This is a genomic window from Devosia sp. (assembly GCF_025809055.1).
GTDB lineage: Bacteria > Pseudomonadota > Alphaproteobacteria > Rhizobiales > Devosiaceae > Devosia.
In genome coordinates this window covers 1,456,559-1,479,760 of the sequence record NZ_CP075529.1, presented here as the reverse complement: position 1 = coordinate 1,479,760, position 23,202 = coordinate 1,456,559, and the positions used below count along the sequence as shown (strand labels likewise).

Annotated in this window: 22 protein-coding genes; 10 read left to right on the top strand and 12 right to left on the bottom strand. The window is 62.2% G+C overall.

The features are described 5' to 3' along the window. Nucleotides 1–181 precede the first annotated feature (181 nt). The 3 genes from KIT02_RS07235 (at nucleotide 182) to KIT02_RS07225 (ending at nucleotide 2,325) form a co-directional block, all read left to right on the top strand. On the top strand, nucleotides 182–850 hold the full coding sequence (locus KIT02_RS07235) for an SH3 domain-containing protein (protein ID WP_297584188.1): 669 nt from the start codon (nucleotides 182–184) through the stop codon (nucleotides 848–850). 110 nt (nucleotides 851–960) lie between these two features. After that, on the top strand, nucleotides 961–1,533 hold the full coding sequence (locus tag KIT02_RS07230) for a hypothetical protein (protein WP_297584185.1): 573 nt from the start codon (nucleotides 961–963) through the stop codon (nucleotides 1,531–1,533). Between the two features lie 153 nt (nucleotides 1,534–1,686). Next, the gene (locus KIT02_RS07225) at nucleotides 1,687–2,325 is read left to right on the top strand and encodes an SH3 domain-containing protein (protein WP_297584182.1); all 639 of its coding nucleotides are present in this window, start codon (nucleotides 1,687–1,689) and stop codon (nucleotides 2,323–2,325) included. A gap of 63 nt (nucleotides 2,326–2,388) precedes the next feature. Here the strand turns inward: KIT02_RS07225 and KIT02_RS07220 are convergent, their stop codons facing one another. The 3 genes from KIT02_RS07220 to KIT02_RS07210 all read right to left on the bottom strand — a co-directional run bounded on the left by KIT02_RS07220 (nucleotide 2,389) and on the right by KIT02_RS07210 (nucleotide 4,591). Further along, complete coding sequence (locus KIT02_RS07220; protein WP_297584180.1) at nucleotides 2,389–2,760, bottom strand: DoxX family protein; 372 nt, start codon at nucleotides 2,758–2,760, stop codon at nucleotides 2,389–2,391. A 102-nt stretch (nucleotides 2,761–2,862) separates the two neighbouring features. Next, complete coding sequence (locus tag KIT02_RS07215; protein ID WP_297584178.1) at nucleotides 2,863–3,615, bottom strand: ABC transporter permease; 753 nt, start codon at nucleotides 3,613–3,615, stop codon at nucleotides 2,863–2,865. A gap of 13 nt (nucleotides 3,616–3,628) precedes the next feature. Next, nucleotides 3,629–4,591, bottom strand: coding sequence for an ATP-binding cassette domain-containing protein (locus tag KIT02_RS07210; RefSeq protein ID WP_297584175.1), 963 nt, complete (start codon nucleotides 4,589–4,591; stop codon nucleotides 3,629–3,631). Nucleotides 4,592–4,729: 138 nt separating this feature from the next. On the opposite strand from KIT02_RS07210, the gene KIT02_RS07205 reads away from it, so the two are divergent. The 3 genes from KIT02_RS07205 to uvrB all read left to right on the top strand — a co-directional run bounded on the left by KIT02_RS07205 (nucleotide 4,730) and on the right by uvrB (nucleotide 9,063). After that, a complete protein-coding gene (locus KIT02_RS07205) occupies nucleotides 4,730–5,518 on the top strand; it encodes a TetR/AcrR family transcriptional regulator C-terminal domain-containing protein (RefSeq protein WP_297584173.1) in 789 nt (262 codons plus the stop codon). A 95-nt stretch (nucleotides 5,519–5,613) separates the two neighbouring features. Then, nucleotides 5,614–6,288: a hypothetical protein gene (locus KIT02_RS07200; RefSeq protein ID WP_297584171.1), complete on the top strand. Its 675-nt coding sequence runs from the start codon at nucleotides 5,614–5,616 to the stop codon at nucleotides 6,286–6,288. Nucleotides 6,289–6,462: 174 nt separating this feature from the next. Beyond that, entirely contained in the window at nucleotides 6,463–9,063 is a 2,601-nt protein-coding gene (uvrB, locus tag KIT02_RS07195) for an excinuclease ABC subunit UvrB (protein ID WP_297584169.1), read from the top strand. Nucleotides 9,064–10,332: 1,269 nt separating this feature from the next. On the opposite strand, the gene dgt is transcribed toward uvrB, so the two are convergent. The 3 genes from dgt to KIT02_RS07180 all read right to left on the bottom strand — a co-directional run bounded on the left by dgt (nucleotide 10,333) and on the right by KIT02_RS07180 (nucleotide 15,000). After that, complete coding sequence (dgt, locus tag KIT02_RS07190; protein ID WP_297584167.1) at nucleotides 10,333–11,820, bottom strand: dGTP triphosphohydrolase; 1,488 nt, start codon at nucleotides 11,818–11,820, stop codon at nucleotides 10,333–10,335. Nucleotides 11,821–12,948: 1,128 nt separating this feature from the next. Then, nucleotides 12,949–14,181 (bottom strand): aminotransferase class V-fold PLP-dependent enzyme, encoded by a 1,233-nt coding sequence (locus KIT02_RS07185; RefSeq protein WP_297584165.1) that lies wholly within the window; start codon nucleotides 14,179–14,181, stop codon nucleotides 12,949–12,951. Nucleotides 14,182–14,337: 156 nt separating this feature from the next. Next, nucleotides 14,338–15,000: a Spy/CpxP family protein refolding chaperone gene (locus KIT02_RS07180; RefSeq protein WP_297584162.1), complete on the bottom strand. Its 663-nt coding sequence runs from the start codon at nucleotides 14,998–15,000 to the stop codon at nucleotides 14,338–14,340. A gap of 123 nt (nucleotides 15,001–15,123) precedes the next feature. Here KIT02_RS07180 and KIT02_RS07175 point away from each other — a divergent pair, with 123 nt between their 5' ends. Further along, nucleotides 15,124–15,513 (top strand): GNAT family N-acetyltransferase, encoded by a 390-nt coding sequence (locus KIT02_RS07175; RefSeq protein WP_297584160.1) that lies wholly within the window; start codon nucleotides 15,124–15,126, stop codon nucleotides 15,511–15,513. A 6-nt stretch (nucleotides 15,514–15,519) separates the two neighbouring features. Here KIT02_RS07175 and KIT02_RS07170 read toward each other — a convergent pair whose 3' ends face one another. Both KIT02_RS07170 and KIT02_RS07165 read right to left on the bottom strand, forming a co-directional pair. After that, on the bottom strand, nucleotides 15,520–15,948 hold the full coding sequence (locus tag KIT02_RS07170) for a CBS domain-containing protein (RefSeq protein WP_297584158.1): 429 nt from the start codon (nucleotides 15,946–15,948) through the stop codon (nucleotides 15,520–15,522). Between the two features lie 118 nt (nucleotides 15,949–16,066). Further along, nucleotides 16,067–16,324: a hypothetical protein gene (locus tag KIT02_RS07165; RefSeq protein WP_297584156.1), complete on the bottom strand. Its 258-nt coding sequence runs from the start codon at nucleotides 16,322–16,324 to the stop codon at nucleotides 16,067–16,069. Nucleotides 16,325–16,575: 251 nt separating this feature from the next. Here KIT02_RS07165 and KIT02_RS07160 point away from each other — a divergent pair, with 251 nt between their 5' ends. The 3 genes from KIT02_RS07160 to KIT02_RS07150 all read left to right on the top strand — a co-directional run bounded on the left by KIT02_RS07160 (nucleotide 16,576) and on the right by KIT02_RS07150 (nucleotide 18,767). Then, the gene (locus KIT02_RS07160; protein WP_297584154.1) at nucleotides 16,576–16,989 is read left to right on the top strand and encodes a DUF4864 domain-containing protein; all 414 of its coding nucleotides are present in this window, start codon (nucleotides 16,576–16,578) and stop codon (nucleotides 16,987–16,989) included. Between the two features lie 63 nt (nucleotides 16,990–17,052). Next, nucleotides 17,053–18,255, top strand: a complete 1,203-nt coding sequence (locus tag KIT02_RS07155; RefSeq protein WP_297584151.1) for a pyridoxal phosphate-dependent aminotransferase — start codon at nucleotides 17,053–17,055, stop codon at nucleotides 18,253–18,255. Next, nucleotides 18,255–18,767, top strand: coding sequence for a 2'-5' RNA ligase family protein (locus KIT02_RS07150; protein WP_297584149.1), 513 nt, complete (start codon nucleotides 18,255–18,257; stop codon nucleotides 18,765–18,767). The genes KIT02_RS07155 and KIT02_RS07150 overlap by 1 nt, the downstream gene beginning before the upstream one ends. 1,099 nt (nucleotides 18,768–19,866) lie before the next feature. On the opposite strand, the gene KIT02_RS07145 is transcribed toward KIT02_RS07150, so the two are convergent. The 4 genes from KIT02_RS07145 to greA form a co-directional block, all read right to left on the bottom strand. Then, nucleotides 19,867–20,574, bottom strand: a complete 708-nt coding sequence (locus KIT02_RS07145) for an HAD family hydrolase (protein ID WP_297584147.1) — start codon at nucleotides 20,572–20,574, stop codon at nucleotides 19,867–19,869. Nucleotides 20,575–20,597: 23 nt separating this feature from the next. Then, a complete protein-coding gene (locus KIT02_RS07140) occupies nucleotides 20,598–21,491 on the bottom strand; it encodes a LysR family transcriptional regulator (RefSeq protein ID WP_297584144.1) in 894 nt (297 codons plus the stop codon). 115 nt (nucleotides 21,492–21,606) lie between these two features. Beyond that, nucleotides 21,607–22,557: a thioredoxin-disulfide reductase gene (gene trxB, locus KIT02_RS07135; RefSeq protein ID WP_297584141.1), complete on the bottom strand. Its 951-nt coding sequence runs from the start codon at nucleotides 22,555–22,557 to the stop codon at nucleotides 21,607–21,609. Between the two features lie 156 nt (nucleotides 22,558–22,713). Continuing rightward, the gene (gene greA, locus KIT02_RS07130) at nucleotides 22,714–23,187 is read right to left on the bottom strand and encodes a transcription elongation factor GreA (RefSeq protein WP_297584138.1); all 474 of its coding nucleotides are present in this window, start codon (nucleotides 23,185–23,187) and stop codon (nucleotides 22,714–22,716) included. Between the last annotated feature and the right edge of the window lie 15 nt (nucleotides 23,188–23,202).

The window sequence follows — 23,202 nt, the reverse complement described above, 5'->3', positions numbered from 1 at the left end:
CACGATGATTTTGTTCATGTGAACTGCCCTGCGGCTCTGCAGCCTGTGTTCGTCGCCTGGTGCGAGGAACTATTTGTCTGCTTTCCCCGTTCCTGGGCATAGATTTTCAAAAGGCCGGCGTGGCCGATCGCGTCGCTCCGAATGTTCGGAGCCGGACCAACGCCGCAGAGGGAGCGTAGAAATGCATCGTCAAATGCGCAAGAAACTGCTGAATGTCGTCACCGGTATCGCCGTTGCGGCCGCTGCCGTGGTGGTGTTCCTGCCGGCCGCCCAGGCGGCTCCCGGCACGGTGACCACCCATGTCAACGTGCGCACCGGTCCGGGCACGGGCTTCCAGGTCGTCGATACCGCAGCCCGTGGCGAACGCGTCGATGTGCAGCGCTGCCAGGGTTCGTGGTGCTATGTGGTGCGTTCGGGCCCCGATGGCTGGGTTTCGGCCAATTACCTGGCTGCCGATGGCCGCCCGGTCAATCCGCAGCAGCCGGGCCTGAGCTTCGGCTTCACCATTGGACCCAATGGTCCCTCGTTCAATATCGGCGTCGGCAACCAACCGCAGCCGCAGCCGCAACCCCAGCCGCCGCGCCCGCCGCGTCCGGAACCCGAGCCGGTTGCCCAGGCCTGCTTCTATGACAACCAGAACCTGCGCGGCATCAGCTTCTGCCTCAAGCAGGGTGACCGTGTCCGCAATCTGGGCGGCTGGAACGACCGGATCTCTTCGATCGGCAATGACAATCGCCTGGCCGTGGAAGTGTGCACCGAGCCCGATTTCCGCAATTGCCGCACCTATGCGACCAGCGCCTATTCGCTGGGTGATTTTGACGACTACATCCAGTCGATCCGCATCCGCTAACACGCGCGACAGACAGACCTTCGGTGCCGCCCCAAAAGGGCGGCACTTTGCTTTGCAATGCCCGGCGCGGCGGGCTAACCTGTTGCCGGTCCAGAAATTCGGGTGCCTCCATGCGCTTTGCTGCCTTTGTCGTGCTGCTCGCCAGCCTCTTCACTGCCCTGATGGCTCCGGCGCAGGCCGACGACGCGCCGGGCAGCCATGGCTGGAGCCGCAAGACGCTAGAATTGCGCAGCGGCCCGGGGCCGGCCTATGACCGCTCCGGCGAGATCGAAGGCAAGGTCGCCATCCATATCCTGCGCTGCCAGGAATTGTGGTGCCTGGTCGATGGCCCGGGCGGCCGCGGCTGGGCCGACCGCTACCATATCGGCTTTGGCCAGACCCCGGCCTGGCCGCGGACCGGCCCGCGCCTCAACTATGGGGCCGGCGGGCCGGGCGAAGTCTGCTTCTATACCGGCACTCATTTTAGCGGTCGCGCCCTCTGCGCCGGGCCGGGCGAGGTGTTCAACGACCTGGCGCTGTGGGGGCTCGACAACGTGTTTTCCTCGGTGCGCATCACCGGCGATGTCTCCGCCGCGGCCTGCCGCGACCGCAAGTTCCAATCCTATTGCGAGCGCATCATCAGCGACCAGCCGGTGCTCGACCAATATCTGCGCCGGTCCCTGTCCTCGATCCGCGTCTATTGAGAACAGGGCATCTGTTCATAGGTGTGGCCGGATTCCGGCCGCTTTCGGGCGCCCTGCCTAAATGGTGCATTCAGCGCCAGTTCAGGGCCAAAGGCGCCTAATCCCCTCAGAAACGCGGTGGACAATCACCGCGCAGAAACAGAGGGAACCACAATGTCCGTCAAACGCATCACTCTGGGCACCGCCGTCGCGCTCGTGTCCATCATCTCCACTTCGGCCGCCTGGGCCGTCCCCGGTGTCGCCACCGGCAATGTCAATGTCCGCACCGGTCCCGGCACCGGCTATGCCAAGGTCGGCACGCTCTCCACCGGCGAAGCTGTCGACGTCAAGCAGTGCCAGGGCAACTGGTGTTTCGTCGACCGCAGCGGCGGCACCGATGGCTGGGTGTCCAAGAACTACCTGGCTGCGACCTCCGGCGGTGGCGGCGGCGGCAGCTCGTCGTCCGATATCCCGTTCAATTTCGGGGTAACCGTCGGCCCGGGTGGCCCCAGCTTCTCCTTCGGCATCGGTGACGCACCGCCGCCCCCGCCGCCGCCGGCCCCCACGCCCAAGGTGTGCTTCTGGAAGAACAGCAATTTTACCGGCGCCCAGTTCTGCGTCGCGGCCGGCGTCAACGAGCCTGCCATTGCCGGTGGCTGGAACAATTCCATCTCGTCCATCCGCGTCTATGGCGGCGCCCAGGTCACGGTCTGCACCAATGCCTGGTATGCCGGAAGTTGCGCGACGGTCTCGACCGATCGCCCCAATCTGGGCTTCTACAACAACACGATTACCAGCTATCAGACCTTCTGAGGTCAGTGCTTCCTGGTCAGTCCGGCGCCGCTTTCGAGCGGCGCCGTTTGCGTTTCGGCGGGTTCAGCTCAATAGCGGAAAGACCCGCCGCACCCGCTCGTCCCGCAGCCACAGCGCGACCCAGGTGGCCGTACCCAGATAGATCGAGAACAGCGTGTGGCTGAACATCGGATTGTCGACCCGCAGGTTCGCCGCCAGCGAGGCCCCGAGCAAGCCGGTGAACAAGACCGCCCCGAGCAGCGCCGTGCGCGGAATGACGAACAGCAGCACGCAGGCCAGTTCGATCGCGCCGATCAGCAGCAGGTATTTCGGCGGCCAGCCAATGACCTCCATGGCGTCATAGGCGACGTCCATCTGCAGGAGTTTGGGCGCGACCGAAGCACCCAGCATGAACAGGGCGATCAGCCCGGTCAGAACCCAACCAGCAATTTTCATCTTTCATTCCCCCTTTGGGCCAGCCCATTGCTGCCCGCTGCCCAGATGACGAAGCACCGGCCGGGATTTCGACAAACCCCGGCGCGACTTTTCTCAAGGCCGTCATAGGCTGGCCCGGCGTATCGCGGTGGCGCCCACGGCCAGTCCGACGACCAGCGTTACGCCGACCACCACCGTGCCGTATAGAACCGTCACGTTGAAAAGCTCACCCACGAACAGGGCCCGCTCGGCTTCGATCAGATAGGTCAGCGGATTGAAACGCGAGGCGATGTACAGCCAATCCGGACCGCCGTCGAGCGGCAGCAGCACCCCGCCCAGCAGCATCAGCGGCAGCGCCACCGACTGGCTGACCATGTAGAACAGCGAGGTGTTGTTCTTGGCGGCTATGGCCAGTGCATAGGACAAAGCTGCCACGCCGACGCCGAACAGTCCAAGCAGGACCAGGCCATAGAGCATTTCGACCGGAAACAGCCGCAGCCCGAATGGCACGGCGATCACGATCATCACCACCGCCTGGAAGAAGAGCGGGAACATCTCCTTGAGCGCCCGGCCCATCAGGATCGCCGGTCGGCTCATCGGGGTGGCGAGGAAGCGCTCGAGTACGCCCGAGAGCAATTCCTCGGTCAGACTCCAGCCCACCATGGCGGTCCCGAACAGGGTCAGCATGACCATCATGCCGGGGATGAACCATTGCAATGCCGAAACGCCGTCGCCGCCCACATCGCCCAGCAGGGGCACGAACAGCCCGATATAGAGCAGCGGCTGCACCAGTCCGAAGGCCAGCCAGACCCATCCGGAGATCAGCGGTTTCATTTCCCGCACGAAGGAGGTCTTCACGTCATAAAGAAAGTCCATCTTGCTTCTCCTCTCAGGCCGCTGCCGCCTGCGCTTCGCGCAGCGACCGGCCGGTCAGGCCCAGAAACACGTCATCCAGCGTCGGACGGCGTACCGAGGCGGTGGCGACATCGACGCCCTTTTCGTGCAGCCGCCGGATGAATTCGGGCAGCAGCGCCTCGCCCTCGCGAACCGTGACCAGGATCTTGCAATCCTCCACCACCACATCCCGGGCCTGGGGCAGGTTCTGCGCCAGCTCGGCGGCCAGGGCCTTGTCGCTATTGGCCAACCCTATACTGATCCGGTCGCCGGCCAGATTGGCCTTGAGACGGGCAGGGGTGTCATCGGCGATGAGTTGGCCGTGATCCATGACCAGGACCCGCTCGGCCATGGTGTCGGCCTCGTCCAGATAGTGCGTGGTGAGAAAGATGGTCATCCCGGTTTCCCGCCGCAGCCGCAACACATGCTCCCAGAGATTGGCACGACTGTGCGGATCAAGGCCGGTTGAGGGTTCATCCAGGAACAACAGGCTCGGGCTGTGCATCAGCCCCAGCGCCACGTCGAGCCGCCGCTTCTGCCCGCCCGAGAGGGTCGAGCCGATCCGATCTTCCATACCCGTCAGTTCCAGCATGCCAAGCAGTTCGTCGGCCCGCCTCCGGGCCGCTGCCGGGTCCATGCGCATGGCCGCACCCTGGGTCAGCAGCTCGTCGCGCAGCTTGTAATACTGTCCGGCGCCGCTCCCCTGGCCCACATAACCGATTTTTCGGCGCACACCGGCCGGGTCGGTTCCGATATCCGAGCCTGCCACGCTGGCGCTGCCTGAGCTGGGGGGCAGCAATGTCGTCAGCATCCGCACAGACGTCGATTTTCCCGCCCCGTTGGGTCCGAGAAACGCCACCAGTTCCCCCTCAGCCACGTCAAGGCTCAGGCCCCGCACGGCCTCCACCAATCCGGTCTTGGTCTTGAAGCTGCGGGTCAAATCCCGTGCATGTATCATCCTTGCTCCCCTTGCCTGTGACGATTGCGACAGATCAGGCGCGCTCGACATTTATTGCCGCGCGCCTTAAACTCTATACGCCGCACAACGTTTAACATAACTTTGTACGGCGTAAAGAGTTATTTTTTGGAAGGCAGCATGGCCGAAGAATTTGCCGGCAAGGGCGACCCGCTCAAGTCCCTGAACCTGCTCTGGGGCCGGTCGGAAACCGGAAAGCGAGGGCCGAAGAGCCGGCTCGCCTGGACGGATCTGGTCGCTGCGGCCATTGCCATTGCCGATGATGAAGGCATCGATTCCGTGTCGACCCGGCGGGTGGCGGAAGCCGTGGGGATCTCGCCCATGAGCTTTTACACCTACATCCCCGACAAGGCGGTGCTGATCGATCTGATGCTGGATATGGTCTCCGGCGGCCCGGACGATGCGCCCATCCCCGAGTTCGAGCCGGCCCAGTGGCGCGACAATATCAGCTTCATTGCCCGGAGCTTGCGCGACTTCTATCTGGCCCATCCCTGGACCCTGCAGGTGACCACCCATCGCCCGGTCCTTGGCCCCAAGACCATGCGCGCCTATGAGGCCATCCTGCGCGCCGTGGATGGGCTGGGTCTGGACGAGGTCGAAATGGACATGACCGTCGCCCTCGTCACCAATTATGTCTTTGGCGCCGTCCGCGACGCCGCCCGCGCCAGCATGGTGAAGCAGCAGACCGGCATGAGCGACGACGAATGGTGGTACGCCATTGCCCCCTTCCTCGAGACCCTGGATTTTTCGGCCTTTCGGGTTGCCAACCGGGTCGGCCCCATAGTCGGCGAACTCTTCGGCCTGGGCGACCCGCACCTGGCTTTCGAATTTGGCCTGGCGCGCCTGCTCGACGGCATTGCGGCGCTGATCGATGGCAAGCAGGACAAGCCGTCGCCTGGCCCCACCTGATCGCGACGCATTCATCGCTTGATGCCCGCCTGCCTTGCTGGTGGGGCACGCGGCAGTTATGTCAGGCTGGCCCGCCATTTCTCACAGGACCCATGATGATCCCCTGGCAAAAACTCGATGAAGCCACCATGCCGGGCGGCGGTGTGCTCAAACTCATGCAGCGCGGCGCCGAGTTTTCGATCATGTCGAACAATATCGGCCTGATGAACAGCCGCATGAGTGGCTCCGAGGAACAATTGGCCACCCTTTCGGCGGCCCGCATCGGCAAGCGCCCCAGGGCCCGTATTCTCATCGGCGGATTGGGTATGGGTTTCACCCTTCGCGCCGCCCTCGCGGCATTCGGCCCCGATTGCCAGATCGTCATTGCCGAATTGGTCCCGGCCGTCGTCGCCTGGGCCCGCGGCCCGCTGGCTCCCATTCACGGCACCAGCCTCGATGATCCGCGTGTCACCATTCATCTCGGCGACGTTGCCACCGCCATCACCTCGGGCAAGCCCTTCGACGCCATCCTGCTCGATGTGGACAACGGTCCCGATGGCCTGTTCCGGCCCGAAAACGACCGCCTCTATAGCGCTACTGGTCTCGCCGCCGCCAAGGCCGCCCTCACGCCCGGCGGTCACCTGGCGGTCTGGTCCGCCTATACAGACGCCCCCTTCACCAAACGCCTCCGCCAATCCGGCATGGCCGTCGAAGAAGTGCCGGTCCGCGAACGCAGCAATGGCAAGGGCGGACGGCACCTGATCTGGTTCGCCACCAAGCCGGGCCGCTGAACCAAAAGGCGCCTCCCCGCACAGGGCGACGGCGGAGACGGAACGTTCCTGACTCGCGCTGTCAGTAGCCCCCGTTCCCTCTCCGTTCAGGCTTTGCTAGTGTGATCAGGAACATTGCATCTGCGCGCCTCGTTCCCCATGTGAGTCGCTTCCCCAGCCCCCGAGATCAGCGCCATGGCCCCCAAATCCACTCGCCCCGGCAAGGCCGAATTCTCCATCGACGAGTTCTTTGCCGAAATCGAAAAGGCCGAGGATATTGCCGCGTCCAAGCCGCTCTATGCCGAGCGGATGAAGAACAAGCGGGCCCTCGACCGCGCCGAGGCGGCTGAGAAAGCTGAACCCAAAACCGCACTGGAAAAGCGCCGGACCACCAAGTCGAACAACGACACCGCCACCGGCATGTCGAAAAAGACCGGCAAGACCAAGATCAACTCGGTCGATCGCGTCGATTTCGACGGCATGGGCGAGGCGCCGCAGGCCGGGTTCGGCCACATGCCCTCCAAGGCCATGACCGCACGCGACATTTCCCGCGCCGCCGCTGCCGATCCCGAGACCCAGGCCAAGCTGCGCGAGGCGCTCGATGCCTCGGTCAGGAAGAACAAGGCCAAGAAGGGCGAGGATGTTTCCGGCGCCACCACTGTCGGCGTCACCGCCACGGTCAAGGCGCTCGAGCAGATCATCCTGCACGGCCGCAAGGAAGTGGAAGGCTCCGCCCCCTGGGTGCCGCATCGCCCGGAGCGCCCGACCAAGAGCGGTGCCTCGCGCCCCTTCCGCCTCGATACGAGCTACACCCCAGCCGGCGATCAGCCCACCGCCATTGCCGAGCTCATTGAAGGCGTTGAAAACGGCGAGACCGACCAGGTGCTGCTCGGCGTCACCGGTTCCGGCAAGACCTTCACCGCCGCCCAGGTCATCGCCCAGACCCAGCGCCCGGCGCTGATCCTGGCCCCCAACAAGACCCTGGCCGCCCAGCTCTATTCGGAGTTCAAGGGCTTCTTCCCCGACAATGCGGTCGAATATTTCGTCTCCTACTACGACTATTACCAGCCCGAGGCCTACGTCCCGCGCACCGACACCTATATCGAGAAGGAATCCACCATCAACGAGCAGATCGACCGCATGCGCCACTCGGCGACGCGCGCGATCCTTGAACGCGATGACGTGATCATCGTCGCCTCGGTCTCCTGCATCTACGGCATCGGCTCGGTGGAAGATTACACCGCCATGACCATCGACGTGCAGAAGGGTGAAAAGATCGACCAGCGCCAGTTGCTCGCCAAGCTCGTGGCCCTGCAATACAAGCGCGGCGATACCGGCTTCGTGCGCGGCACCTTCCGGGTGCGTGGCGACACGGTCGAAATCTTCCCGGCCCACTATGAAGCCGCCGCCTGGCGCGTGACGCTCTTCGGCAACGAGGTGGAATCGATCACCGAATTCGATCCGCTGACCGGCAAGAAGAGCGCCGATCTCACCTTCATCCGCGTCTATGCCAATTCCCACCACGTGACGCCGCGCACCACCATGAACCAGGCGATCAAGCTGATCCGGTCCGAGCTCGCCGCGCGCCTGCAGGAGCTCAACGGGGCAGGGCGGTTCCTCGAGGCCCAGCGGCTGGAACAGCGCACCCTGTTCGATCTCGAAATGATGGAAGCCACCGGCTCCTGCGCCGGCATCGAGAATTATTCGCGCTATTTCTCCGGCCGCAAACCCGGCGAGCCGCCGCCGACCCTGTTCGAATATCTGCCCGACAATGCCCTGGTCTTCGTCGATGAAAGCCATGTCACCATCGGCCAGCTCGGCGCCATGTATCGCGGCGACCTGCGCCGCAAGGCCACGTTGGCCGAATACGGCTTCCGCCTGCCCTCCTGCATGGACAACCGGCCCCTCCGTTTCGAGGAGTGGAACGCCATGCGCCCGCAATCGGTCTATGTCTCGGCCACGCCCGGCTCATGGGAAATGGAGCAGACCGGCGGCGTCTTTGCCGAACAGGTCATCCGCCCCACCGGGCTGATCGATCCGCCGGTGGAAATCCGCCCGGCCACCCATCAGGTCGATGACGTCATCGACGAAATCCGCCAGACCATCAAGGCCGGCTACCGGACGCTGTGCACCGTCCTCACCAAGAAAATGGCCGAGGACCTCACCGAATATATGCACGAACAGGGCATTCGCGTGCGCTACATGCATTCGGACGTCGACACCATCGAGCGCATCGAGATCATCCGCGACCTGCGCCTCGGCGCCTTCGACGTGCTGGTGGGCATCAACCTGCTCCGCGAAGGCCTCGACATTCCCGAATGCGGGCTCGTGGCCATTCTCGACGCCGACAAGGAAGGGTTCCTGCGCTCCGAAACCTCGCTCATCCAGACCATCGGCCGCGCCGCGCGCAATGTCGACGGCAAGGTGATCCTCTATGCCGACAAGGAAACCGGCTCGATGGAACGCGCCCTGGCCGAAACCAACCGCCGCCGCGAAAAGCAGATCGCCTTCAACACCGCCAATGGCATCACCCCGCAATCGGTGAAAGCCCGCATCAACGACATCGTCGACTCCGTCGCCGAACGCGACCACGTCACGATCTCCATCGGCAAGGGCAAGGACGGCAAGGAAAAGACCGTCACCGGCGACAATCTCGCCACGGTCATCAAGGACCTGGAACGCGAAATGCGCGAAGCCGCGACGAACCTGGAATTCGAGAAAGCCGCCCGCCTCCGCGACGAAGTCAAACGCCTTCGCGAAATGGAACTCGATACCTTGGCGGGAGAGATTTCATAGCGGCTTTCTCGAATTTTTGAGACTTCGACCCGGCCGCGGCGCGGCGAAATCGCTCCGGTGGAGCGATCTCAGGGGAGAAGGCCATGAGAGCTACGCTCGAATGGCCGAGCAAGGCTGCGGGACGAGGTGAAGCGGCTGCGGGAGATGGAGCTGGATACTCTCGAAGGCGAGGTCTCTTAGTCACCTCGCCCCTACGGGGAGAGGTCGGCGCGCAGCGCCGGGTGAGGGGGCCTTCCACGGTCGGGCAAATCTCTCCGCTGGAGAGATTTGAATGCACGAGGCCATGAGAGCTACGCTCGAATGGCGGGGGAGGTGTCGTAGCTGTTCGCTGCGTTACCCACACACTCGATTGTCACCCCGGCGAAGGCCGGGGCCCATCCTGAGATCTCAAGATGGATCCCGGCTCAAGAGCCTGCCCTCGGGCGCGACGCGACCCGGGGGCCGGGATGACAGCCAGTGATTGCTTGTGCCGTCTTATTCCGACCTATCATCGGCAAAACGCTCGAGTGGAGCGATTTGAGCGGAGCAGTCCCTGAGCGTTACGCTCGAATGGCGGGGGAGGTCTCGTAATCACCTCGCCCCTTCGGGGCTTCGCAGTGTGCCGGAGGCCGGATTGCTCCAGTGGAGCAATCCGAAAGGAGAAGGCCGTGAGAGCTACGCTCGACCGGCATGATCGGCGCGCAGCGCCGGTTGAGGGAGCCTTCCACACCCACCGCACGTCACCCTCGGGCTTGCCCCGAGGGCTCTGCACTTCCTTGAATGTCCGCATGCTTCGTAAATACCCCCACCCGGCCTCCCCCTGACAGGGGGAGGAGCAGTGGTTCATTGCCGATAGCGCGGCATAGCGGATGGGTCCCACCTATCAAGCGAGGAGTGGCATATCCACCGATAGCGCCACATACCGGATCAGTCCCTCCCCCTATCAGGGGGAGGTTAGGTGGGGGTACCCAACAAGAACCTCAATCCCGCCGCGCACATGGTGAGGTGCGGAGCGCAGCGAAGCCTCGAACCGCGAGGGCGGCTGGCGCAAGTGCCTCCCCATACCCTCCGTCACCCTCGGGCCTGACCCGAGGGACTATTCGTCCCTGAAACGTTCGATGGCATTTGAACCTCTGGAAATCAGCTCAGATGTCGCAACGCTCACCGGTCTCCCCTCTCACTCCTTGCGATTGAGCGGCAGACTTTCTGCTTTCACCAAAATTCAGAGCGAATATGCTGTCTCAACGGCGTGAAACCAAGAGGCATCACCTGACACTATTCCTCAAGGTCCTAGTGAGGCTTCCACATGGAGGGAGGATTGGTACCAGTAATACGTGAATGCAACTCAACACAATATGCATCCGTCATTCCCGCGATATAGTCACAAATCGTGCGTTGCTGAAAATGAGAGTTATCGTAACTTTTGCAAATACCTTTCCAGTCATCTGGCAAAAGGGCGTGATCATCATTCAGGGTGGAGAATATTTTTCCAATTATTTCTGACCCTCTCTTTTCAGCAAGTTTCAACCGCGGCGACTCGATCAGGAGTTGAAACGAAAAGTGCTTAAGCGTTTCCACAATTTTGAAAGTGGAAAGCGAAAGCCGCACTTTCGACAAAGCTGGAGCAGAAGAATTGTATTCAAATTCCACGTCACGCACAAATGAACCAACTAAAAACGAAGTAAATGCCGTCCTTAAATATCCATTCCTTCCAAGTTCACGAGACCGGTCATATGTTGAAGAAGAAAATATAAATGCCGCCTCCTCAAACGACACTCTATGATCGAATCGCGACAACACCTCTGGACCAGGCGTTAGGGTGCCAGAGAACAATTTAGCGAGAATTGCGTTCATTTCAGAAAGGGTGAATTCGCGGTCAGCGACGGGTATGTGACTATAATGTTTCTCAATATTACCTTTGACCTTCTCTATTAGCCGCCCTTTGAAATCATCGCTCATAGCAATCATCATCACGGGTGAAAGAAAATCTGCCTTCAGAGAATCTTCTAAATCATACGTCGAGTACGCAATATCGTCTGCGATATCCATTATTTGGCATTCGACAGTTTTGAACGGCAGATCTCCACTGTGTCCAACTGACCCCTTGATCCATGTCACTAGATCATTTTCGAGCTGATAGTAACCTTTATGCGCGTTCTTATCCGTACCGGCAGCCAACCGGGCAGCTCGGTTTGCCGGTATCTCAGCGTCATACTTTAGCACGGACGCCAAAGTACGAGCGGTAAGGTTGAGGCCCTTTCGAAGGTCTCGATGCGCAGCATCAAAGGGGAGGGGGCGATTTGACTTCGACGGAAAGTCCTCGGTCGCCTTCTTTTCGATTTTTGCGATCAGTCTAAGCGTCTGCGCGTTGCCCTCAAAGCCACCATTGTCGATCATGAGCTGATCTAGCGCATGCTCCCCATTGTGGCCAAAGGGTGGATGCCCGATATCGTGCGCCAATGCGGCAAACTCGACTAGGTCTGTATCTATGGGAGTGCTCTTTAGCTCAGATCGAGTTTGATTGAGCTTGATCGCGATTGACTTGGCGATCTGACTGACTTCCAACGAGTGCGTAAGTCTATTACGAAAAAAGTCACTCTCCTGCCCGGGGAAAAGTTGGGTCTTCCCTTGAAGGCGCCGAAATGCAGGGCAGTGTATCAGCCGAGCATAGTCCTTACGAACTTCCGCCCGATATGGCTCTGGAGTAAGCGTTGACGCAACTACGCCACCAGCCAGCCGCTTCCAGTCACTTTTTTTGTAAAGTACGCGCCGAGCCATCTGGGGCAACACTCCGAATCACAGTGTGATCAGGAGAATCTTTACCCCTTGGTGGAATCGCAAGCCATCGACCAGAATTACTGTCGATTTTTACACTGTTTACTGAGGATATTCTGCCCGTCGATATTTCTCTAGCACCACTTTGTCCGGTCGGATCAAGGGTTCGAGCTTTGGCCATGGTGTGCTCCTCATCAGGCAAGACAGTGATACGTGCGACTCAATCACTAAACAAGCTTGACACGGCCGAAGAATGACGGGGATCGAGATTCGCTCCAAAAATAGTTTACGCTGCTTGAAGGACAACCTCGAACAGCCGTACTCGAACGGCACTTGGATGGACGAAGTCAAGTTTGCAGGGTGTCGCAGCGCCAGATCAGGTGAGCGCATACGGCCGGTTCACAGGCGCTGAGCGTGAGAATGCACAACTCCCCTCATACGCCCTTCGGGAACCCCCGTTTGCGCCAGGGGCAGGCTCTTCTCCCTCAAGGGGAGAAGGAAGGAAATGTAACGTGCAGAGCATTGCCAACCATAGGGTTGCGGTCTTGAGCGCATTGCCGTCAACACTCTGAATGTCAACCCGGGCTTGGCCCGGGGCCCATCTCCGGATGCCCGGGCAAAACCGCTGGCAGTGTGGGCCGAAATATCTCAGGATGGACCCCGCCTTCGCCGGGGTGACATCGGGTGTTTGGTGGGGTCTGTCGCTGGACGCGCACATGACCTTCTCGCCCAAAATTGAGCCGCCAAGGCACTCTTGCCGCGGCACAGCCCACCCCAAAAAATCTTATCCCCGCCCCTAAACCCCCCCGCATAATCGCCGCATCTCCCGCGGGGCGGCCTGCAGCGACCGGGCGGGGGAGCCGGGGAGGCTGGGTCGCTCCAGTGCTCGCGTTTCCGGCGCGGCGGCCCGCGACGAGCGTTCAAAGGCCGGGTGCGCCGGATCCGAAAACCCGGCGCCCGAGGCGATCTGCGTCTCCAAAACTAAAACCAGCGAGGCGAAGACCGCCTCGGGCACCGCCTGACCCTGTCCAGCGCGCCGCCATCCGGCCCCGCGCCGCGTCCGCACGTCCGGGTTCTGCCTCAGGGCGTTTGCGGCAAGTGGCGCCGCTTGTCCTGAAAACGCTCCGGGGCTCAAAGCACGGCGTCGAGCGCGGTGATCAGTTTCTGCACCTCTTCGGGGCTCGTATAGTGCACGAAGGAGAGGCGCAGCACGCCATGGTGGTGCGGGTCTATGCCCAGGGCTTCGAGCAGGCGCACGGCGTAAAAATTGCCGCCCGAGGCCATGATGCCGTGGGTGGCGAGGCGTTTTGCGAGGTCGAGGCCGGGTTCGGCATGGCGCAGCGCAATGGTGGGGGCGCGCAATTCGGGCTCGGCGGGGCCGATCAGGGTGATGTCGTTGCGCTGGGCGAGGAAATCCATGAGCGGCCGCATCAGCGCCACCTCCTGCGCCCGCATGGCGGTATGGGCGCGGCGGAAGGGATTTGCGCCGGGCACGGCGTCGCCGGCAAGGGCGGCGACCTGTTCGAGATAGTCGGCAATGCCGGCGCTGGCGGCGATCTGGGCGTGGTCGGGGCCGGCCGGGGTCAGGCGGTAGCGGGGCTTGCTGTCGTTGAAATAATGCCCCTGATTGGGCAATTGCGCCATGAGCTCGGGCCGGATGGCCATGATGCCCTGATGCGGGCCATAGACCTTGTAGGCGGAGAACATGTAGATGTCCGCGCCCAGCGCCATGAGGTCGGGAATGCCGTGGGGGGCGTAGCTCACACCGTCCACGGCCAGCACGGCGCCCACGGCATGGGCGCGGGTGGCGATGTCGGCCACCGGGTTGATTTCGCCGACCACATTGGAGCAATGCGGCACGGCGACGAGCTTCACCTTGCCGTCGAGCAGGGGGTCGAGCGTGTTGAGGCTGAGGCGCCCGGTGCGCGGATCGACGGCCCATTCGCGGATCGCGATGCCGCGCTGCGCCAGCCGCCGCCAGTTGCCGGTATTGGCCTCGTGGTCCTGATTGGTCACCACGATGGCGTCGCCGGGCCTGAGCCAGCCGCCGAAGGCATGGGCCAGCACATAGGTATTGGCCGAGGTCGAGGGGCCGAAATGGATCCAGTCGGCGCTGACATTGAAGGCGGCAGCCATGCGCTCAAAGGCGTGGTTCATCGCCTCGCCCGCCTTGGCGGACGCCGCATAGACGCCATAGGGCTGCACCTTGGTGGCGCGATAGAAATGCTCGAGCCGGTCCAGCACCGGCTGTGCGGTGTAAGAGCCGCCGGCATTTTCGAAGAAGGCCTGGTTCGCCAGCCCCGGTTCGTCGAAGGCGGGAAAGAGGGCACGGATGCGGGCGGGATCGAGGGGCAGGGTGGTCATGGTCGGTCCGGACTGGGGAATTGCCCGATTGGTAGTGGAGCCGTGGCCAAAAGCAAACCCCGGCTGTTGAGAGCCGGGGTTTCTTCGCGGCGAAGCAGGGGGCGTGCCGCGGCATGGTTCGCCGCCGAAGGAGAGCGGCGAACCGGTCTGGGGTGATCAGCCGTTGGCGGCGGGCGCCTGGACACCCGGGCGCGGCATCGGGCGCTGGCCGCCGTCCTGATGCCGGTTCTGGCCGGGGCCGCCATGGCGTTCGCCGAACTGGCGCTGCGCCGGGCGGTCCGGGGTGAGCTCGGCCTTCTGCTCATCGGTCAGGCTGTCGAAAAAGGCCGCAAAGGCCGGCTGCACGGCTTCGAGCGCGGCAAGCTGGGCGCTTTCGAGGGCGATGCGGTTCTCGAGACGCTCTGCAATATCCGGGCGAACCGGGGTTTCGCCGGCAGCCGGGGCGGCGGGGCGGAGACCTTCGGTGGCAGTTTCGAACTGGGCGGCCGCTGCGAGGGCGTCGGTCTTGAGGGTGTCGAACAGCGTCTGCTGTGCATCGGTCATCTCGATGGCGTGGCTGAGGCGGACCAGGGCGATTTCAACGCCCTCGGCGCCGCGGGCGAAGCCGAAGAGACCGCCGAGCGCGCCAGCCTGGCGCGGGCCGGGGCCGCCATTGCCGGGACGGAAACCCGGTGCCTTGGCGTCCGGCGCGGTCGTGGCCTGTTCAGTCTGGGCGGGAGGGGTCGTGGTGGCGTCCTGCGCCAGAACGGGAGCCAGTGCGCCAAGGCCGATCGATGTCGTCAGCAGGGCCACGATGGCGGTGGTCGTAATCGTCTTCATGGTCGAATATCCTTTGCATGGGATTGGCCGGGAACCGGCACGCAGAGCACAATAGGCAGAACCGTCTGTTCCCGACCTTGCGGCTGGATGAAAGCTTGGTCAGGTTGGTAATGTGGAGGATGAATGGTTCGGATTCTGGCGGATGTACCGGTGCCTTTGGAGGCCCTTTCGGCCTTCTGGTCCCGGGCCTGGGGCGCGCCCATTTCGGACCGGTACGAGGCGGTGCTGGCGCGGAGCCTCGGCCATGTCGTGGCCATGGAAGGCGAGCGCGTGGTAGGTTTTGTCAATATCGCCTGGGACGGCGGGGTCCATGCCTTCCTGCTCGATACCGGAGTTGATCCGGACTACCGGCGGCAGGGGCTTGCCACACGGATCGTGGGCGAGGCGGTTGGACTGGCGCGATCACGCGGGGCCGAGTGGCTGCATGTCGATTTCGAGCCGCATCTGGATGCGTTCTACAGGCAATGCGGTTTCAGGCCCACCGAGGCGGGACTGATCCGGCTGCGGGACTGACCTGCATCAGCTGGCGATATACTCGCGCAGGGCCTCGGCCTCGTGCTCGACTTCGGCGATCTTGTGCTTGACGACGTCGCCAATGGAAATGATGCCGACAAGCCGCCCGTTTTCGGCCACCGGCATGTGGCGGATGCGGCGCTGTGTCATCCGCTCCATGACCTCGTCGATCATGGTGAGACGTTCGCAGGTCACCACGCCCTTGGTCATGCAGGATGCTATCGGCAGGGAGAGGGCACCCGTCGGGTTCTTGCCCAATTGCCGGACAATGTCCCGTTCCGACAGGATGCCGGCGATCTGATCATCGGGCCCGGTGATAACCACGGCGCCGATATTGTGGGCGTTGAGCAATGCCACCGCGTCGGCCAGGGTGCCGCTGGCGGGCAGGGTAAGGACAGTGATGCCCTTGGCTTGAAGGATGGTCTCGACTTGCATGGTCTATCCTCCTGATCGCGGCGAGTGTGAACCTCTCCGGCGCTATGGGCAATAGTCAGAAAGTCAAAAGAAAGGCCGGCACAGAGGCCGGCCAGTGTCGTCAGGGGGGAAGTATGGCTCAGGACCGGTCGTCCTTGGCCCAGTGCATTGGGCGGGGACGGCGGGAAGGCACCTGAGCGGGTATCGTGCCGCGCCGGACAAATCGGACGGCCTCGAAAAGCAGCACCACCAAAAGCAGGGTCAGTGGCACCATGAATACGGCTATCTGGGTGTCGGGCTGGGCTACGAAATTGGCCGCCTGCGCCGGGGTCACGCCGACGAGAAGGGCAATCAGAGGCACAGCGGCAACGAGGCCGGTACCCAGGGCAGAGAGCAATTTGAAACTTTTGCGCCTGGGGGACGTAGATTTATGCATGGGACCGACGTCTTTCCTCGCTTCCAGTCCTCATAGAACACCACGCCAATTTGGTTTGACTGTGAAGCGAAGGCGGTTGTTGGCGGACCATTTGACGGCAAATTTGTGGCACGAGAGCGTTTCGGCTGGTCGCGTTTTCGATCTTCAGGTCGATGCCCGAGGAGACAAGCGACGTCCACTTTTCCTGAGAACGCTTTAGAGGGAGGTACGACATGCGTTTGATGATGATCTTGACGACCATGGCCCTATTGGCTTTTCCGGTCTGGGCACAGGACGAAGCCTTGCCCTGGCAACTGACGGTAACCGGCCAGATCGAGGCACTGCGCGACGGCGAACCCGAAATCGCCCTCAGTTTCGCCGGCCAGAGTTTTCGCCAGGTTTATGACGATCCGGAGCGTTTCGTCGCCGATATCGGCCGGATCGGCTATTTGCCGATCATAGAGTCGCAGTCGCACCGTTTCGGCGAGTATCGCCAGATCGAACCTGATTTCGTGATCCAGGTGGTCGAATTGCTCGATGCCGAGCGGGTGGGCTGGGAAGCGCTCTATCAGTTGCGCAACGAACCGGATGAAGGCTGGCGGGTGCACGGCGTGCTGCTGCGCCGCATACCCGGCCTCAATATCTGAGCGACGGGCTTCCCCCGCTCTTTACCTTGCAGTACATCGGTGCCTGTCAATCGGGAGGCACCAATGGGTTTGCTGTCTGAGGCTCTGGGTCGGGTTGCGCCGTCCGCGACGGTGGCGATCAGTCAGAAGGCGCGCGTGATGGCCGCCGAGGGGCGCGACATTATCGCGCTCTCCGCGGGCGAGCCGGATTTCGACACGCCGGAAAATGTACGCGACGCCGCCAAGCGGGCCATGGACGAGGGCAAGACACGCTATACCAATGTCGATGGCATCGCCGAACTCAAGGAGGCAGTCGCCGCCAAGTTCCGGCGGGATAACGGCCTTGATGTGACCGCCGCTGATTGTTTTGTCGGGTCGGGCGGCAAGCAGATCATCTTCAATGCGCTTCTTGCGACGCTCAATCCGGGCGACGAAGTGGTGGTGCCGGTGCCCTATTGGGTGAGTTATCCCGAAATCGTGCGACTGTGTGGCGCCGAGCCGGTCTTTGCGGTTGCCGATGCCTCCACCGGCTTCAAGCTGACGCCGGATGTGCTCGAAGCGGCCATAACCCCGCAAACGAAGTGGCTTATCCTCAATACGCCATCCAACCCGACCGGCGCCGCCTATTCGGCCGATGAACTCAAGGGACTGGCAGATGTGTTGCTGCGCCATCCGCAGGTACACATCCTGACCGACGACATCTACGAAGTGCTGGTTTACGACGGCAAGACCTTTGCGACGATCGCTGAGGTCGAGCCGGAACTGCGTGCCCGGACGCTGACCATGAACGGGGTATCGAAGTCCCATGCCATGACCGGCTGGCGCATCGGCTATTGCACCGGGCCGCGGCCATTGCTGGCGGCGATGACGAAGCTGCAGGGACAATCGACCACCAATGCGTCCTCGATATCGCAATGGGCTGCGGTGGAAGCGCTCAACGGCCCGCAGGATTTCCTCGTCGAATGGCGGAGCGTGTTTCAGGCACGCCGGGATCTTGTGGTTGCCGGTCTCAACGCCAATACGGGCCTCGACTGCCTGACGCCGGAAGGGGCGTTTTATGTGTTCCCGTCCTGCCAGCGGCTTCTGGGCAAGACCAGCGCCGGCGGCACAAGGCTTGTGACCGACGAGGACTTTGTGCTGGCTCTTCTGGAAGAGACTGGCGTGGCACTGGTGCATGGCACAGCCTTCGGCCTGCCGGGTCATTTCCGCCTGAGCTACGCCGCCAGCAATGCCGAACTGGAAGAAGCGGTACGTCGTATCCAGGGGTTCTGCGCGGGCATTTCCTGATGGCCCTGGCTGTCAGCCTGCTGTTTGACAGTCAAACTGATGCTGACGTGCGGCGTATCTGGAAGACGCTGGCCGATTCTGACATTTGCCGGGCCATGCTGGACCTGGATTATGCGCCCCACGTCTCGCTCGTGGTGGTGGACGATGACGCGGCCGAGCCGGCTTTGCGGTCGGCACTGGAGGCGTTGGCCTCCCCGGGTTTTTCGCTGTGCCTTGGCCCGCCGCGCAGCTTTGCCGGCACCAGCATAGGCTGGCTCGCCTGCGGGGCGAGCCCTGATCTCGACAGGCTTCATCAAGCCGTGTCAGGGGCTTTGCCGCTTGAGAAAATTCGGCCGCATTACCGGCCGGGCTCGTGGACGCCGCATATGACCTTGCAGATGGACGGCGATATCGCCGCCGGGCTGGCCGTGGCGTCCTCCGCCTGGCCGACACCCCGCATGGGGCAGGTCATACGCGTTGAACTGGCGCGGTTCATGCCGGTCGTGGCTCTGGGTGGCGTGGATCTCAATTAGCTGCAAGCAGCACAACAAAAAAAGCCCCGCCCGAGGGGATGGGCGGGGCCGTAGGTCTTTGGCCGGGGCCGCTGACCTTGGAGGGGCGGTGCACCACGAGCGCCGCCGTTGCAGGCAATATCCCCGGAAAGGCCCCCGATCACAAACGCGCAATCGGAAGTGCTGCCATGCAAATTCACACGGCAGGCGGCAAAAAAAGAGGCTCCAACCGAGGTTGGAGCCTGATGATAGGGCCGAAGCCAAATCGCAAGTGATGGCCTTGCGCAAGGGAGGAGGATTTGCGCCGGGCCGGTGGGCTTCAACCGAGGGAGGAGGATTCGGTTGCAACCCGGTGTCGCAAGAAGCGGGTCCGAGGGAGGAGGATACGGAGCGGCTTCACCAGCGACAAAGCCAATATAAGTTTTGACCGTTTGGTCAGCAATGCATGGCTTGTCATGTCAGCTATGCATTAGGCACAGCGACAAATTGACCAATCATTGTGCAGTTTGACAGGCTGGCGACAGGTTCGACCAAGAAAAAAGGCCCCATCCGAAGATGGGGCCGAATGACTGGCCGAGGCCAAATCGAAAGTGGGGCAGATGGCAAGGGAGGAGGAGTATGCCAACTGCCATGAGCCGTGGATCGAGGGAGGAGGATACGATCGTCTGGCTCGGTGTTGCGATGCGGGGTCCGAAGGGAGGAGGAGATCGGAGCGCGCCTCAGCAACGAGGACATATATGAACTCGACTGACTTAGTCGGCAATAGTGCTGCTGACATGTCAGCCATGCGTTTTTGCCGTGCCGGATTTCAGGCAAAAAGAAAGGCCCCGCTCGAGGGGAGAGCGGAGCCCAAAGGGCGGCAGGCCTAGACCTGCCAGGAGGGAACGCAGCGGGCGCAAGGGAGGGAGGAGAAACACCCGCTGTGATGGGTGCCATATAGGCGGTGACTTCCGCCCCGCCAATCAGGCTGCCGACATGCCAGCCATGCGATTTTCGCAAGCCGTGAGAATTTCTCAAACGAAATCAATGGGTGCAATTTGAGTGCGACCGCCTGACACAGGGCATTGACCCGTCTGTGCAGAGTTTTGGAGCGCGGGCCCGCTGAGTGGCGGCCTGGTGATCAATTGATCTTTTCGAAACTGGTCAGGGCCGCTTCGAGTTCGCCGAGGTGTTCGATGCGCGCATAGCGGGGTTGGGCGACTGGTTCCTCGGCGTGCTCGTAGGACCAGGTAAGATCATGGGGGACGTAAACGGCATAAGCGCCGGCCTCAAGCGCCGGAAGGATGTCGGAGCGTACCGAATTGCCGACCATCACGGTGCGTTCCGGACCATCGGCATGCCGGTCAAAGACCCGCCGATAGGTGTCGTGATCCTTGTTGCTCACGATCTCGATGGCGGCAAAGTATCCGGCAAGACCCGAGGCGGCCACCTTTCGCTCCTGGTCGAAGACATCGCCCTTGGTCACGAGGATGAGCCGATGTGTCTCCTGCAGACGACCAAGCGCCTGATCGACATGGGGCAGGGTCTCAATGGGATAGCTGAGCAGTTCGCGACCGGCCGCCAGCACCTCGGCAATGACCGTTCCGGGCACCTTGTGATCGGTGACCTCGAGGGCGGTTTCGACCATGGACAGGGCAAATCCCTTCATGCCGAAGCCATAAAAGGAGAGATTGCGCGTCACCGCCTCGATCAGCCGGCCGTTGAGGTCGGGCGCGTCCGTATAGGGCGCCACGAGATCGGCAAAGCGCTGCTCGGTCAGGCGAAAAAACTGTTCGTTCTGCCAGAGAGTATCGTCTGCATCGAAAGCTATTGTGGTGATGCGGGCCATGGGTGCTCGGGCAGGGCGTTTGGTTAGAAGCTCCACTCGCGGGCCTTGGCGACCAGGAAGTCGCGGAAGACGCCGACGCGCTTGGAATTCTTGAGGGCGGGCGGATAGACGAAATAGGCCTCATAGGCTGGCAGCTCGACGGCCGGCAGCAATTGGACGAGCCCGTCTTCCTTTTCGGTCACATAATCGGGCAGCATGGCGATACCGATGCCGGCGCGGCAGGCCTGCAGCATGCCATAGATGGCATTGACGCGCAGGGCAGCACGGCGCGGGCTGGAATCGGCGCGGCCCATGCGCTCCAGGAAATTGATGTCGCCGAGATAGGACGGCACCGGCTCGCCGAAGCTGATGATCCGGTGATTGTCGAGGTCCTCGGGCGCGGTGGGCGTGCCATGCTCCTCGATATAGGAATTGCTGGCATAGAAGTGGTTGTGCACCGTGAACAGCTTGCGCTGGATCATTTCGGACTGGTTGGGCCGGTGCAGACGGATGGCCACATCGGCCTCGCGCATGGCCAGATCGAGTTCGGCGTCATTGAGGCGGATTTCGAGCTGGATGAGCGGATAGAGTTTTAGAAACTCGTCGAGCCGCGAAGACAGCCAGGTCGAGCCGATACCGACCGTGGTGGTCACGATCAGGGGGCCGGTAGGCACATCCTGGCTCTCGGACATCTGGGTTTCCACCTGCTGGAGTTCCCAGTGCATCCGGTGGGCGGTGCGGAACAATTGTTCGCCGACTTCGGTCAATACCAGCCCGCGTGCATGGCGAATGAACAGCTTGAGCCCAAGGTCATCCTCGAGGGCAGAGATCTGGCGGCTGACCGCCGACTGGCTCATGCCCAGCTTTTCGGCGGCATGGGTGAAACTGCCCGACTCGGCGGCGGTGTGGAAAATCCGGAGCTTGTCCCAGTCGAGCATGTTTTGACGCTTTCTTAGTTCGGTTCAGCCAGGCCGCTTGCCGCCATTGGTCCCCAGAGAGGCGACCGGCGGGGCGATGACGCGTGAAGAGTCCGACACTTTCATGACATCGCGCCTATTCGGCGGCCTCCGCCAATTCGTGTTCGGCCAGAAAGCGTTCGGCGTCGAGCGCGGCCATGCAGCCCATGCCGGCGGCGGTGACCGCCTGACGATAGATATCGTCGGTCACGTCGCCGGCCGCAAAGACGCCGGAAATGTTGGTTTCGGTCGAGCCGGGTTTGACCTTGAGATACCCGCCGGGCTTCATGTCCAGCTTGCCGGCAAAGATCGAGGTCGAAGGTGCGTGTCCGATGGCCACGAAGACGCCGTCGATCGGCTGCTCGTAGATTTCCCCGGTCGTGGTATTGCGCAGGCTGACGGTATTGACCGAGGGCGGCTTTTCCTGCCCTCCGATTTCGGCGATTTCCGTATTCCAGCGCACTTCGATCTTGGGGTTCTTGAACAGGCGATCCTGCAGGATGCGCTCGGCGCGGAACTCGTCGCGGCGATGCACGACGATGACCTTCTCGGCGAAATTGGTGAGGAACAGGGCCTCTTCGACCGCGGTATTGCCCCCACCCACCACCAGCACCTGCTTGCCGCGATAGAAAAAGCCATCGCAGGTGGCGCAGGCGGACACGCCAAAGCCCTGGAACTGCTGTTCACTGGGTAGGCCCAGCCACTTGGCCTGGGCGCCGGTCGCAATGATGAGGCTGTCGGCCGTGTAGGTATCGCCGCTGTCGCCATGCAGGACGAATGGCCGGCGATCGAAATCCACGGAGGTGATGATGTCGTTGACCATGCGGGTCCCGACATGCTCGGCCTGCGCCTTCATCTGGTCCATGAGCCAGGGGCCCTGGATGACATCGGCAAAGCCGGGGTAGTTTTCGACATCGGTGGTGATGGTCAGCTGGCCGCCCGGTTGCAGCCCCTGAATCATGAGCGGCTCCAGCATGGCGCGGGCGGCATAGATGGCAGCGGTGTAGCCGGCGGGGCCGGAACCGATGATGATGACTTTCGCGTGCATCGCAACGCTTCTCCAACTCGACAGGAAGAACCCTCCGTCCTTAGTTAAGGGGCGAAGGGGACTGGTTTCAAGGCAAAGTCACACGCTCCGGGCCGTTGTCCGCGCGAGTGAACAGAAAAGTCACAGGGAGCGGTCCCCGTGCCTAAGAATTGTGCGTCAGATATAGCGGATGCGCGTGATTTCGTAGCTGCGCGAACCGCCCGGCGCGGCGACCTCGAACGAATCGCCCTCTTCCTTGCCGATCATCGCGCGGGCGATGGGCGAGGAAATCGAAATGCGGCCGGCCGAAGCGTCGGCCTCCGGGTCGCCGACGACCTGGTAGGTTTTCTCGTCTTCGGTGTCTTCGTCGATGAAGGTGACCGTGGCGCCGAACTTGACCTTGGCGCCCGACAGCTTGGTGACATCAATGATGTCGGCCAGGGCCAGAATGGTCTCGAGCTCCTTGATCCGCCCTTCATTGAGGCTCTGCTGTTCCTTGGCGGCGGAATATTCGGCATTCTCGGAGAGATCGCCATGCGCACGCGCTTCGGCGATGGCATCGATGATGCGTGGCCGCTCGCTGCTGGTGCGGTGTTCGAACTCGGCGGTAAGGGCCTTATGGCCCTGAATCGTCATCGGGACCTTGTCCATTTGATCCTGCCTCCA